Below are 13,965 nucleotides of genomic sequence, written 5' to 3'. Positions count from 1 at the left end.
TCAACGCGCCGCTCGCACCGACCTGGCGTAGTTCATCGCCGGTTTCTCGACGAGGTAGTAGGTCACGCTCGCGGCGAGAACCGTCACGCCGAGTAGGACGGCGATGTTGAAGAGCATGCCCGGCAACGTGTCGCCTGCCATCCAGCCGAGTTGGCCGAGCAGCAACAACAGCGGAAAATGCCACAGATACGCCGACAGCGAGATCTCGCCGACGTAGCGGATCGGTCGCACGTCGAGGGCGCGCGCCAGCTTGGACTTCTGCCCTCGCGCCAGCGGAACGACGACGACGAGGATCATCAGCGCGGCGACCACCCCCACCACCGCGGTGACGAACGACACCGCGACCACGAACATCGCGGCGCCCACCACCAGGACCGGAAGGATCGCCGTGGCACTGAGCACCCGGATGCGTCGGGCCACCCGGTCCGCCAGCGCGCCGTGCTCGATCGCGACGAACACCACCGCGGCGAACATGCCCATCGCGAAGTTGTCGGCGTTGGCCAGCAGGCTCCTGGTGAACACCGCGGCGATGTTCGGGCCCCAGTTCAGCAGGATGAAGTCGGAGGTCCCCGCGTAGCGATTGACCAGGGGGGTCAACGCGCGGCCCAGCAGCCCGATGCCCAGCAGGAGGGTGGGCGCAACCAGCGCCACCAGGTACGGGTCGCGCCTGCCGCGGCGGTGCATCCGAAAGATCACCCAGCCCAGCAGCGGAAGCGTGAGGTAGAACGCGTATTCCAGGGTCAGCGACCACGACGGGCCGATGCCGGTCTGGATGTAGGCCGGAATGTAGGTCTGCACGAGCGCCAGGTTGGCCAGCAACTCCGCCGGGTCGGTGATCATGCCGATCCCGGTGCGTGCGTCATCGGGCATCAATGCCGCGTTCTCACGATAGGAAAGCCGCAACACAAAATTGACGATCAAGAAAATTACGAGATACGCCGGCATGATTCGGGCAAGCCGGTGGATCGCGTAATCGCGCACGTTCGGCATCCGGACGCGCCGATCTTGAGCGGCGAGGTTTCGCACGTACGGCAAAAACAATAGAAAGCCGCTGAGCACGAAGAAGTACACCAGGGAGAAGCCGAACAAGTTGGTCTTCCAGGTGTCGGCGGTGTTCTTCGTGTAATAGCCGGTCACATGGGTGATGGCAATGCTCAGGCACAGCAGACCCCGGACACCGTCGAGGCCGATTATGCGTGCCCTCTTGGGTTTTCGCTCGGCGTCGGAGCTTGCCTGTGTGCCTGATGCTGCGCTGCCTTTCGTCGCCTCGGTCGTCATCGCGATCGACGGTCCGCGCCAGAGGTGACGTCACGCACGAAAGGCCCCGCTTTCTTCGAAGATGATTCCGACAGCTAACTCCGTCGACATCGTAAGACAAGGCGCCGAATTCGCGAAACCTTAATTAGCCGACAGGTTCCGACGCAGGTTCCGACGAAAATGGCATTGGCCAAGCTCCAGAAGCAGTACTTGCTGCGCCAATTTCCAGTTATATTCGACCTGAAACGGTTCGCCTAACAGCATTTTTAGCCCGGCTAGCTAGTGTCCAGCTAACCCTGGCGGGGGTGCGGCTCGGGCTCGGGTTCGTCCGCGCCCGCCTCGGCGCCGTTCTTCTTCACGTCGTGCACCCGGGTCTTGTACAGGCTGGCCACGGTGGTGATGATCAGCGTCACCACGATGACGCCGAGGCTGACCAGGGTGGGGATCTCCGGCACCGGCACATGCTCGCCGCCGTTGATGAACGGCACCTCGTTCTCATGCAGCGCGTGCAGCACCAGCTTCACGCCGATGAACGCGAGGATGAACGCCAGCCCCTGCGACAGGTAGACCAGCCGCTTGAGCAGGTCGCCCAGCAGGAAGTACAGCTGTCGCAACCCCATCAGCGCGAACACGTTCGCGGTGAACACCAGGTACGGCTCCTGGGTCAGACCGTAGATCGCGGGAATCGAGTCCAGCGCGAAAATCAGGTCGGTGGTGCCCAGCGCGACGATGACGAGGAACATCGGCGTCATCACCCGCTTGCCGTTCTCCCGCACCCACAGCCGCAGGCCGTCCCAGGTGTCGGTGAACTTCAAGTGCTTGCGGGCGAAGCGCACCACGCGGTTCTCCGCGTCGTCGTCGTGATCGGTGTCGCGCACGAGACCGAACGCGGTGTAAAGCAGGAACGCACCGAAAATGTAGAAGACCCAAGAGAACTGGTTGATCGCGACGGCGCCGAGCGCGATGAAGATACCGCGGAAGATCAGTGCCAGGATGATGCCGACGAGCAGGGCCTGCTGCTGGTAGATCCTCGGCACGTTGAAGCTGGCCATAATGATCAAGAAGATGAACAGGTTGTCCACCGACAGGCTGTATTCGGTGAGCCAGCCGGCGAAGAACTCCAGCCCGAACTGGCTGCCGTGGAAGAACCAGGTCCACAGCCCGAACGCCACCGCAAGACCGATGTAGATCGACAGGTACGTTCCGGTCTCGCGCCGGGTCGGTTCATGCGGCCGGCGGCCGATCACCACCACATCGAACAGCAAGACGGCGATCGTCACGCTCAGCGTGATCGCCCACTCGAGCCCGCTTACGTTCACAAAACCTCCGGTCGTCAAAGCGCCGGAGGTCTCTTCCACCGCCACGACCCGTCGTGTCAGCCCGCGGTACCGGTCGCCCGATGACGGCCGACGTGATGACGATACCGCGACGAAGGAATACCCCTCCAGCGGCGAGTCTGCCAGGTGGTCTCCCCGACGCGAAATTCGAACCGAGGAATACCCGCCGAACCAGCGGTTACACCCCCGGCCGATGCGCTGTCGCGACCATCGCCGCCGTCGTTGTCACAATTGTGTTCAGCCACCGTGCGGCGCCGGGGCACGGGCGGGTCGGCTTAGTACTTTGTAGGCGTGACTGGGGATTTTGTTCCGGAGGTGCCCCCTCAGTACGCACTGTCGTCGTACGCACCGCCACCGCGCACGCTCATCGACATCCTTTACGAGACCGCGCAACGTCATCCCGACGCGCCGGCGCTCGACGACGGCACCGTGCAACTGACCTACGCCGAGCTGATCGCCGACATCGAGGAAACCGTCGACTGGCTGGCCGCCCGCGGAATCGGCCGGGGCGACCGCATCGGCATCCGCATGCCCTCGGGCAGCTACGCGCTGTACGTGGCGATCCTGGCGACGCTGGCCACGGGCGCCGCCTACGTGCCGGTGGACGCCGACGATCCGGTGGAGCGCGCCGAACTGGTGTTCACCGAGGCCGACGTGGTGGCGATCATCACCGAGCAGGGCCTGGTCCGCGGTCCCGGCTCCTCGCGGGGTTGGCGTGCCGTGCGGCCGCTGGCCCGAGACGACGCGTGGATCATCTTCACCTCGGGATCCACCGGGACGCCGAAAGGTGTTGCGGTGACCCACCGCAGCGCGGCGGCCTTCGTCGACGCCGAAGCGCAACTCTTCCTGCAGGACAACCCGCTCGGCCCGGGCGACCGGGTGCTGGCCGGGCTGTCGGTGGCGTTCGACGCGTCCTGCGAGGAGATGTGGCTGGCCTGGCGGCACGGCGCCTGCCTGGTGCCCGCACCCCGCTCGCTGGTGCGCAGCGGTGTCGATCTGGGGCCGTGGCTGGTCTCGCGCGACATCACGGTCGTCTCGACGGTGCCGACACTCGCGGCGCTCTGGCCCGCCGAGGCGCTGGAGGCCGTGCGGCTGCTGATCTTCGGCGGTGAAGCCTGCCCGCCGGAGCTGGTCGAGCGGCTCGCCGTGGATGGCCGCGAAGTCTGGAACACCTACGGCCCGACGGAGGCCACCGTCGTCGCCTGCGCGGCCAAACTGGACGGACGCGGCCCGGTGAGCATCGGAATGCCGCTGGCCGGGTGGGACCTGGCCGTAGTGGACGCGCGGGGTCAGCCGGTGTCCTACGGCGAGGTGGGCGAGCTGGTGATCGGCGGCGTCGGCCTGGGCCGCTACCTGGACCCCGACAAGGACAGCGAGAAGTACGCGCCGATGCCGACGCTCGTGTGGTCGCGCGCCTACCGCAGCGGCGACCTGGTGCGGTTGGAATCCGACGGGCTGTACTTCGTGGGCAGGGCCGACGACCAGGTCAAGATCGGCGGGCGTCGCATCGAGCTCGGCGAGGTGGACGCCGCGCTGGTCAACCTGCCCGGAGTCAGCGGCAGCGCGGCCGCGGTACGCCAGACTTCAAGTGGCACAACGGTTCTAGTCGGATACGTCGTCAGCGCCGACCCGACGTTCGACCTCGGTGACGCACGCTCGAGGCTGGCCCAGATGCTGCCCGCCGCCCTGGTGCCGCGGCTGGTGCGCGTCGACGAGCTGCCGACCCGTACGTCGGGCAAGGTGGACCGCGACGCGCTGCCGTGGCCGGTGCCCGGCGGCGACGGTGAGAAGACGCCGGACCTGACCGGCACGGCGGGTTGGGTGGCCGAGTTGTGGCGGGAGGTGCTGGCGGCACCGATCACCGGTCCCGACGCCGACTTCTTCGCGCTCGGCGGCGGCTCGCTGGCCGCGGCGCAGCTGGTCTCGACGCTGCGCGAACGCTATCCACAGGTGACCGTCGGCGACCTCTACGACCATCCCCGGCTGGGGTCGTTCGCGGATTTCCTCGACGAGCTCGCGCCGCCTCCGGTGGCCGAGCCGCGCACCGTCGAACCGCTGCCGGGTCTGACCCAGGCGGCCCAGCTCGTGCTGTCGTTGCCGCTGGCGACGCTGACCGGCCTGCAGTGGGCGGTCTGGCTGGCCCTCGCGAACAACGTCGCGGCCGCGGTCCTGCCGTGGGTCCGCCCGATCGACTGGTGGTGGGTGGCAGTGGGTTTCGTGCTGTTCGTCACCCCGCTGGGCCGGATGGGCATCGCGGCGCTCGGCGCCCGGATGCTGCTCGGCGGCCTGCAACCCGGCACGTATCGCCGCGGTGGGCCGGAACATCTGCGGGTGTGGGTGGCCGAACGGTTGGCGCAGGCCAGCGGCGCCGAAAACCTCGCGGGCGCACCGTGGTTGGTGTTCTACGCACGCGCACTGGGCAACCGGGTCGGCAAGGGCGTCGATCTGCACTCCACCCCGCCGGTGACGGGAATGCTCAGGCTCGGCCACCGCAGCGCGGTCGAACCCGAAGTGGATCTGGCCGGGCACTGGATCGACGGGGACCATTTTCACGTCGGCCCGATCACGGTCGGCAACGACGCCAGCATCGGCGCGCGCAGCACACTGCTGCCAGGGGCCGTCGTCGGCAAGAACGCCGATGTGGCACCCGGTTCCGGGGTGCACGGCAAGGTCAAGAACGGCCAGTACTGGAAGGGCTCCCCAGCGGCGAAGGCGGGCAAGGTTCGCCATCCATGGCCCGAGCAGCGGCCGTCACCCGCGCCGCTGTGGGCCGCGGTCTACGGCGTGACGTCGATGCTGTTGGGTGGGCTGCCGCTGGTGGCGCTCGGTGCCGGGCTGGTCGTGATCGGCTGGGCCGTGCGCGACACCGCGTCGGTGACCGCGGCGATCGGGCCCGCGCTGCTGTGGGCGCCGGCGGCGACGCTGGTCGCGGTGCTCACTTACGCCGCGCTGACGCTGATCGGGGTGCGGATGCTCTCGGTCGGGCTGCGCGAGGGCTATCACCCGGTGCGTAGCCGGGTGGGCTGGCAGGTGTGGGCCACCCAGCGGCTCATGGACGCGGCGCGCACTTACCTTTTCCCGCTGTACGCGAGCCTGCTGACACCCTGGTGGCTGCGTGCGCTCGGCGCCGAAGTCGGGCGCGGCACCGAGATTTCGACGGTGCTGCTGACACCGAAGTTCACGGTGATCGAGGACGGCGCGTTCGTGGCCGACGACGCCATGGTGGCGTCCTACGAGTTGCGAGGCGGCTGGCTGCACGTGGCGAAGGCGCGGGTCGGTAAGCGCGGGTTTCTCGGCAATTCCGCGATCGTCCAGCCGGGACGCAAGGTGCCCGACGACGGCCTGGTGGCGGTGTTGTCGGCGGCGCCGCCCAAGGCCAAGGCGGGCTCGTCGTGGCTGGGCAGCCCGCCGGTTCGGTTGCGCCGCAGGCCCACCGCGGCCGACACGCAGCGCACGTTCGATCCGCCGTCGCGCCTGAAGGCCCAGCGCGCGCTGGTGGAGGCCTGCCGGATCGTTCCACTGATCGTGACGTTCGCGATCGGTGTCGCGGTGCTGCTCGGCCTGCAGTGGTTGGCCACCGAGTTCGGTTGGCTGTGGGCCGCCTTGGGCAGCGGCGTGGTGTTGCTGGTGGCGGGCGCGCTGGCGGGAGCGGTCGCCGTGGCCGCGAAATGGGCGGTGCTGGGCCGTATCCGCGCCGGGCAGCATCCGTTGTGGTCGTCGTTCGTGTGGCGCAACGAGGTTTCGGACAGCTTCGTGGAGACCGTCGCCGCGCCGTGGTTCGCCCGTTCCGCAAGCGGCACGCCGGTGATGAACTGGTGGCTGCGAGCGCTGGGCGCGTCGATCGGGCGCGGCGTGTGGTGCGAGACGTACTGGTTGCCCGAGGCCGACCTGGTCACGATCGAGGACGGGGCCACCGTCAACCGGGGGTGCGTGGTGCAGACCCACCTGTTTCACGACCGGATCATGGTGCTGGACACCGTCGTCCTCGAAGAAGGTTCGACGCTGGGACCGCACTGCGTCGCCCTGCCCGCATCGCGTATCGGGGCGGGCGCCACTGTCGGGCCTGCCTCGCTCGTCATGCGCGGCGACAAGGTGCCGGCCTTCACCCGGTGGCTGGGCAACCCGATCGCGCCGTGGGAGGTACTGCGCGCCAAACGCGGAGGCAAATCGCGAGCCAAGGCCAGGAAGTCAGAGAACACCGCAGCGTGACGGAGATCATCGACCCCTACCTGCCGAACAGCGGCAATTCCGGCTACCGGGTCTCCCGTTACGACCTCGACCTCGAATACAAGGTCGCGACAAACCGGCTCTCCGGGACGGCCACCATCACCGCGGTGACGTCGGCGCCGCTGCGCACGTTCACACTCGATCTGTCCGGGGCGCTGTCGGTTTCGAAAGTGGCCGTCAACGATGCGCGCCCCACCAAGTTCCGCGCGTCGGCGGGCAAGCTGCACATCACCTTGGCGCAGGAACTGCCCGCCGGCGCCGCGATGACGATCGTCGTGCGTTACGGCGGCCACCCGCGACCGATCCGATCCCATTGGGGCGACGTCGGATTCGAGGAACTCACCGACGGTGCGCTGGTGGCGGGCCAACCCAACGGCGCGCCGACGTGGTTCCCGTGCGACGACCGGCCCAGCGCCAAGGCCGGCGTCCGTGTCCGGATCCGCACCGAAAGCGCCTACTATGCCGTCGCCAACGGCAAGCTGATCTCGCGGCAAGCGCACGCCGGGATGACCACGTGGACCTACGAACCGCCCGAGCCGACCTCCACATACCTGGTGACCTTGCAGATCGGACGCTACGACCGATATCCGGTGTCCGAGAACGGTGTTCCGATCAACGCGGTGCTGCCCGAGCGGCTGCGCGAGAACTTCGCCTCCGACTTCGCCCGTCAGCCGCAGATGATGCAGTTGTTCTGCGAGCGGTTCGGGCCTTATCCGCTCGCCGATGGGTACACCGTCGTCGTCACCGACGACGAGCTCGAGATACCCCTTGAAGCACAGGGAATCTCGATCTTCGGCGCCAACCACTGCACCGGCAGGGGCCGCGCCGAGCGGCTCATCGCCCACGAGCTGGCCCATCAGTGGTTCGGCAACTCGGTCACCGTCGAACGCTGGCAACACATCTGGCTGCACGAAGGGTTCGCCTGCTACGCCGAGTGGTTGTGGTCGGAACACTCCGGAGGACGCAGCGCCGCCGAATGGGCACGGCACCATCACCAGCGGCTGGCCGATGCGCCGCAGGATCTGGTGCTGGCCGACCCGGGGGTCGCCGACCTGTTCGACGACCGGGTCTACAAGCGCGGCGCCCTGACCCTGCACGTGCTACGGCAAAGCATCGGTGACCGCAACTTCTTTGCGCTGCTTCGGGATTGGACCCAGCGTTACCGGCACGCCACGGTCGCCACCGACGATTTCACCGAGCTGGCGTCGCACTACGCCGACGAGTCGCTGCACCCCTTGTTCGAGGCCTGGCTGTACAAACAGGCACTGCCCGCGCTGGAACCGTCGTCGTGACCGACGCCGGAACACCCACCGGTCCGGTCACGCGAGGCAGCGTGGCACGGGTCGGGCTGGCCACCGCGGCGTCGGCGCTGTGCGGATACACGGTGCTGTATCTGGCCGCGCGTGATCTCGAGCCCTCCGGTTTCGCGGTGTTCGGGGTGTTCTGGGGCGCGTTTGGCCTGGTCACCGGCGCCGCGTTCGGCCTGCTGCAGGAGGCCACCAGGGAAGTGCGCTCGGCCGGCTACGTCGAGGTCGCCGAAGGGCCGCGCACCCATCCGATCAAGGTGGCGGCCATGGTCGGGGTGGTCGCGGCGGTGCTGATCGTCACCACGTCACCGCTGTGGTCGGCGCAGGTGTTCGTCGAGGCGCGCTGGCTCAGCGTCGCGCTACTGGCCGCCGGGCTGGCCGGGTTCTGTCTGCACGCCGCGCTGCTGGGCATGCTCGCCGGGCTGAACCGGTGGACCCCCTACGGCGCGCTGATGGTCACCGACGCCGGGCTGCGGGTGGTGGTGGCCGCGGCGACGTTCGTGGTCGGGTGGGAACTGGTCGGCTACCTCTGGGCCACGGTGGCCGGCGCGGTGGCCTGGCTCATCATGCTGGTCGTCTCGCCGGCCACGCGGGAAGCCGCCGGCCTGCTGACCCCCGGCGGCACCGCGACCTTTCTGCGCGGCGCGGCGCATTCGATCGCCGCCGCCGGGGCCAGCGCGATCCTGGTCATGGGCTTCCCGGTGCTGCTCAAGGCCACCACGGGCGAACTGGGCGCCGCCGGCGGCGTGGTGATCCTGGCGGTGACGCTGACCCGTGCCCCGCTGCTGGTCCCGCTGACCGCGATGCAAGGCAACCTGATCGCGCACTTCGTCGACCAGCGCACCGAACGGATGCGGGCGCTGGCGGCACCGGCGGCCGTGGTGAGCGGCCTGGGACTGGCGGGGGTGCTGGCCGCCGGGGTGTTCGGGCCGTGGCTGCTGCGCGCCGCGTTCGGGCCCGAGTACCTGGCCGGCGGGGCGCTGCTGGCCTGGTTGACCGCCGCGGCGGTGGCGATCGCGTTGCTGACGCTGACCGGAGCGGCAGCGGTCGCGGCCGCCCTGCATCGGGCGTACTCGCTGGGCTGGGTGTCGGCGACCCTCACCTCGACGCTGTTGCTGCTGCTTCCGCTGCCGCTGGAAACCCGCACGGTGATCGCGCTGCTGTGCGGTCCGCTGGTGGGCATCGCGGTGCACCTGGCCGCGCTGGCCAAGAGCACCCGGTGACGACGCGGGCCCGGGGCAGCCGCACCTATGCTGCCGGGATGCGACTTCGATCTATCGCGAGGGAGAGCAGATGACCTGGCTGGTGACCGGCGGAGCCGGCTACATCGGCTCTCACGTGGTGCGTGCGCTGCGCGACGCCGACCTGGCGGTGGTGGTGATCGACGACCTGTCCACGGGCCTGGAGTCGTTCGTCCCGGCCGATGTGCCGTTGGTGCGCGGCAGCCTGCTCGACACCGAACTCGTCACACAGACGCTGCGTGACCACCACGTCACCGGCGTCATTCACATCGCGGGGTTCAAGTACGCGGGCGTCTCGGTGCGCGAGCCGCTGCGCACCTACGAGCAGAACGTCACGACCATGGTCAACCTGCTCAACGCGATGACGGCCACCGGCACCGACATGCTGGTGTTCTCCTCCAGCGCCGCCACCTACGGCACCCCCGACGTCGACACCGTCACCGAAGAGACCCCGACCACCCCCGAATCGCCTTACGGGGTGAGCAAATTGGTCGGCGAGTGGATCGTGCGCGACGTCGCCCGGGCCACCGGCCTGCGACACACGAGCCTGCGCTACTTCAACGTGGTGGGCTCCGGTTCGCCCGAGCTGTTCGACGTCAGCCCGCACAACCTGTTCCCGGTCGTCTTCGACATGCTCTACCGCGGCGAGACTCCCAGGATCAACGGCGACGACTACCCCACCCCCGACGGCACCTGCGTGCGTGACTACGTCCACGTTTCGGATCTCGCGGCAGCTCATGTCGCCGCGGCCAAGCGTCTGGCCGCCGGCGCTCCGGTCGAGGCGGTGTACAACCTCGGCAGCGGCAGCGGCACCTCGGTGCGCGAGATCATGACTGCGATCCGCCAGGTCACCGGCATCGACTTCGAGCCGACGGTCGGGCCGCGCCGCCCCGGGGATCCGGCCCGCATCGTGGCGTCGAAAGACCTGGCCGCCCGGGACCTCGACTGGCGGATGCGGCATTCGGTCGAAGAGATGGTGCGGTCGGCGTGGGTCGCCCGTCAGCAGGCGGGAGCGGCCTATCCGGGCTAGGTCTCTGCTTCGCAACCGGGTGGCCTGCGCCGCGGTGGCCTTGATCGTCGTGCAGCTGGCCATCAGGGCGACGCTGGCGTTCGGCGGCTACTTCTACTGGGACGACCTGATCCTGATCGGCCGGGCGGGCACACACAACCTGCTGTCGCCGCAGTACCTGTTCGACGACCACGACGGCCACGTCATGCCCGCGGCGTTTCTGCTCGCCGGCGGCATCACCAGACTGGCGCCGCTGAACTGGATCGGGCCGGCGATCAGCTTGGTGGTGCTGCAGCTGCTGGCATCGCTGGCGTTGCTGCGCACGTTGCACGTCATCGTCGGCTGGCGCCCGGTGCTGTTGGCGCCGTTGACGTTCGCGTTGTTCACTCCGCTGGCCGTTCCCGGGTTCGCGTGGTGGGCCGCGGCGCTGAACTCGCTGCCGATGCTGGCGGCGCTGGCCTGGGTGTGCGGAGACGCGATCCTGTTGGTGCGCACTGGGAATCGGCGGTACGCGGTGACGGGCACCCTGGTGTTCATCGGCGGTCTGCTGTTCTTCGAGAAGGCCGCGGTCATCCCGTTCGTCGCGTTCACGATCGCCGCGCTGTTGGCCCACGTCACCGGCGCCGGATCGGTGACGACGGTGTGGCGGCGCGGGATTCGGCTGTGGGTGCCGTGCGTGGCGGTGACAGCGGCGTGGGTCGTGGTGTACCTCGTCGTGGTGGACCAGAAGCGGTGGAGCGGCGATGTGGCGATGACGTGGGATCTGCTGCGCCGCTCCGTGACCCACGGCATCGTTCCGGGTCTGGCTGGAGGCCCGTGGAATTGGCAGCGGTGGGCGCCGGCGTCGCCGTGGGGGACCCCGCCGGTGACGGTGATGGTGTTGGGCTGGGCGGCGTTGGCCGCGGTGGTGGCGGTCAGCTTCGCCCGCAAGCAGCGCATCGGTCCGGTGTGGCTGGTGGCCCTCGGCTATGCGGCGGCCTGCCAGATCCCGATCTATCTGATGCGCTCATCGCAGTTCACCGCGCTGGAGTTGGCGCAGACGCTGCGGTATCTGCCCGACCTCGTGGTGGTGCTGGCGCTGCTGGCCGCCGTCGGCCTGTGCGCACCCAACCGGGCGAGCTCGGGCTGGCTGGACGCCTCACGCCCCCGCACCGTCGTGGTGTGTGTGCTGGCCGTGGCGTTCGTGGCCAGCAGCCTGTACTCGACCTCGACGTTTCTGACCAGCTGGCGCGACAACCCGGCGCGCCCATACCTGCGCAACGCGGCGGCGGGACTGGCCGAAGCCGCCAGGACGTCGAGCGCGCCCATGCTCGACCAGGAGGTCGACCCACTCGTGCTGCAGCGCGTCGTCGGCCCGGAGAACCGCGCCAGCCGCATGTTCGCGCTGCTGCCCGAGCGCCCCGAGTTCGCCTCGGCAACAACAGAACTGCGGATGCTGGACAGCAGCGGACATGTCGTCGACGCCAAGGTCACCTGGGTGCGCAGCATCATGGAGGGACCGGAGCCCAACTGCGGGTACCTGGTGCAGCCGGATGCGCCGGTTCGGATGCCGCTCGACGGGCCGCTGCTGCCCGCGGACTGGACGGCGGAGATCAACTACCTGGCCAACAGCGACGGGTCGATGACGATGGCGCTGTCGGAGGGCGGTGAGGTCAAGGTGCCGGTGCGACCCGGGTTGAACACGGTGTACGTGCGGCTGGCGGGGGCAGGCGATGCGATCGACGTGCGCGCCAACACGGCCGCGCTGTCGGTGTGCATCGCGTCGGGGCCGGTCGGGTTCGTCGCACCCCGATAACCGGCAGCCCGGCTCTGCCACGCTGTCGGTATGACAGATGTGCGCGAACAAGGTCTTCGAGTCTTCCGCGAGCTGCTTCCCGGCGTGCTGCCCGACGGCGACGTCGAGCTGCCCCAGGGTTCGTTTGGCGGTGAGATGCTCGGTCTTGCCATGGACAACGTGTTCGGTCGGCTGTGGACCCGCGACGGGCTGAGCCGCCGGGACCGCAGCCTCGTCACGCTCGGCGCGCTGATCGCGCTGCGCGCCGGCGACGAGCTGTCGATCCACTTCCAGATCGCCCGCAACAACGGCCTCACCGACGCCGAGATCGCCGAGGTCATCTATCACTGCAGCGGCTACGCCGGGTTTCCGGCGGCCAACTCCGCGATGACGATCGCCAAGGAGGTGCTGACGGCGACGGATGGTCGCGATGGTCGCGATGGAGCCACCTAGGAGAATCGAACTCCTGACCTGCTCATTACGAGTGAGCCGCTCTGCCGACTGAGCTAAGGTGGCGTGCCTTTGCGGCGGCACGAGTCTACGGCAGGCCCGGCCGTGGTCCCAACTCAGTCGCGCAGGGCTTGGCCGACGGTGGCGACCATCGCATCGACCGCGAATTTGGGCTTGACGTTGACGGCCAACGCCTCGCGGCAGTCCAGCACCGCTTCGATGCAGCGCAGCAGCTTCTCCGGTGAGGCGTGGGCGGCCATCGCGGCGACGCGGTCGGCCATGTCCGGGTGGTTGGGCTGGACGTCACGGGCCTCGGTGGCCACCAGCAGCGCGTCGCGGAAGTAGGTGGCCAGATCGATCAGCGCACGGTCCAGTGCGTCGCGCGAGGCGCGGGTCTGGCGTGACTTCTGGCGTCGCTCAAGGTCTTTGAGCGCTCCGGCGGTACCGCGCAGCGTGCCCGCGGTGCCCCCGCCCCCCCCCCCCCGCCCCCCGTACGCAACTCCTCGGTCTCGGACTCGTTGCGGTCGACCGTCAACGCCAAGGCCTCGGCCTCCGCCGCCCCCACCAACTCCTCGGCCGCCGCGTACGCCCGCGCCGGCGTCGCGGCGTCGCGCGCCAACCCCAGCGCTCGCTGCCTGCGCGTCCGGGCATCCTCGTCGGTGGCCAGCCGCCGGGCCCTGCCGACGTGGCCGCCGCTGACCGACGCCGCCCAGCGGGCCTGCTCCTCGGGCAACCCGTCGGTCTCGATCAGCACGCTCGCGATGGCCTCCACCGGCGGCGTCACCAGCGCCACATGCCTGCACCGCGACCGCAGTGTGATCGCGATGTCCTCAGGGTCCACCGACGGCGCGCACAGCAGGAACACCGTCGACGGCGGCGGCTCCTCGACGACCTTGAGCAGCGCGTTCGCCGCACCTTCGGTGAGCCGGTCGGCGTCCTCGATCAGCACGATCTGCCACCGCCCGGTCGACGGCCGCCGCGCGGCGATCTGCACGATCGCGCGCATGTCGTCGACCCCGATCGACAGCCCCTCGGGGATGATCCGGCGCACGTCGGCGTGGGTGCCCGCCATCGTCGTCGAGCAGGCGCGACAGGTCCCGCAGCCGGGCACGCCGTCCGAGGTGCACTGCAACGCCGCGGCGAAGCACAACGCCGCCACCGAACGGCCCGACCCGGGCGGGCCGGTGATCAGCCACGCGTGGGTCATGGTGTGTGGCGTGGATGTCTCGGAGCCGCCGCTGTGAGGTGCGTCACCGCGTGCAGCCTGCGCAGCGGCCACAAGCTCGGCTTCCACCGCGTGCTGGCCGACCAGACGCGAAAACACACCCGTCATCGCCGATAACAGTAGTGCTGCGAACCGACA

8 protein-coding genes, 1 tRNA gene and 1 pseudogene are annotated in these 13,965 nt (G+C 69.1%); 6 read left to right on the top strand and 4 right to left on the bottom strand.

The genetic code is table 11. The features are described 5' to 3' along the window. Complete coding sequence (locus tag MELE44368_RS07995) at positions 1-1,278, bottom strand: acyltransferase family protein (protein ID WP_128108015.1); 1,278 nt, start codon at positions 1,276-1,278, stop codon at positions 1-3. A 269-nt stretch (positions 1,279-1,547) separates the two neighbouring features. Beyond that, positions 1,548-2,576, bottom strand: coding sequence for a TerC family protein (locus MELE44368_RS07990; RefSeq protein WP_128108014.1), 1,029 nt, complete (start codon positions 2,574-2,576; stop codon positions 1,548-1,550). Between the two features lie 309 nt (positions 2,577-2,885). Between MELE44368_RS07990 and MELE44368_RS07985 the strand changes: the two genes are divergently transcribed. The 6 genes from MELE44368_RS07985 (at position 2,886) to MELE44368_RS07960 (ending at position 12,605) form a co-directional block, all read left to right on the top strand. After that, positions 2,886-6,803 carry a Pls/PosA family non-ribosomal peptide synthetase gene (locus tag MELE44368_RS07985; RefSeq protein WP_128108013.1) on the top strand — a complete coding sequence of 1,306 codons (3,918 nt, stop codon included), beginning with the start codon at positions 2,886-2,888 and terminating at the stop codon, positions 6,801-6,803. Beyond that, positions 6,800-8,113, top strand: a complete 1,314-nt coding sequence (locus tag MELE44368_RS07980) for a M1 family metallopeptidase (protein ID WP_241566518.1) — start codon at positions 6,800-6,802, stop codon at positions 8,111-8,113. Before MELE44368_RS07985 ends, MELE44368_RS07980 begins: the two co-directional genes overlap by 4 nt. Then, positions 8,110-9,351, top strand: coding sequence for a hypothetical protein (locus MELE44368_RS07975; protein WP_128108012.1), 1,242 nt, complete (start codon positions 8,110-8,112; stop codon positions 9,349-9,351). The genes MELE44368_RS07980 and MELE44368_RS07975 overlap by 4 nt, the downstream gene beginning before the upstream one ends. Before the next feature lie 70 nt (positions 9,352-9,421). Further along, complete coding sequence (gene galE / locus MELE44368_RS07970; RefSeq protein WP_128108011.1) at positions 9,422-10,399, top strand: UDP-glucose 4-epimerase GalE; 978 nt, start codon at positions 9,422-9,424, stop codon at positions 10,397-10,399. Then, entirely contained in the window at positions 10,389-12,173 is a 1,785-nt protein-coding gene (locus MELE44368_RS07965; RefSeq protein ID WP_206613721.1) for a hypothetical protein, read from the top strand. The genes galE and MELE44368_RS07965 overlap by 11 nt, the downstream gene beginning before the upstream one ends. A gap of 30 nt (positions 12,174-12,203) precedes the next feature. Next, positions 12,204-12,605, top strand: a complete 402-nt coding sequence (locus MELE44368_RS07960) for a carboxymuconolactone decarboxylase family protein (RefSeq protein WP_128108010.1) — start codon at positions 12,204-12,206, stop codon at positions 12,603-12,605. Here MELE44368_RS07960 and MELE44368_RS07955 read toward each other — a convergent pair. Next, positions 12,593-12,668 (bottom strand) — tRNA-Thr (locus tag MELE44368_RS07955). The genes MELE44368_RS07960 and MELE44368_RS07955 overlap by 13 nt on opposite strands. Positions 12,669-12,718: 50 nt before the next feature. Next, positions 12,719-13,935 (bottom strand): annotated as a pseudogene (locus MELE44368_RS07950) (DNA polymerase III subunit delta'). Positions 13,936-13,965 lie beyond the last annotated feature (30 nt).

It is taken from the genome of Mycolicibacterium elephantis DSM 44368, from assembly GCF_004014805.1.
Lineage (GTDB): Bacteria > Actinomycetota > Actinomycetes > Mycobacteriales > Mycobacteriaceae > Mycobacterium > Mycobacterium elephantis.
Note: the sequence above shows the minus strand (reverse complement) of the source record. Positions and strands in the feature narration are given on the sequence as shown.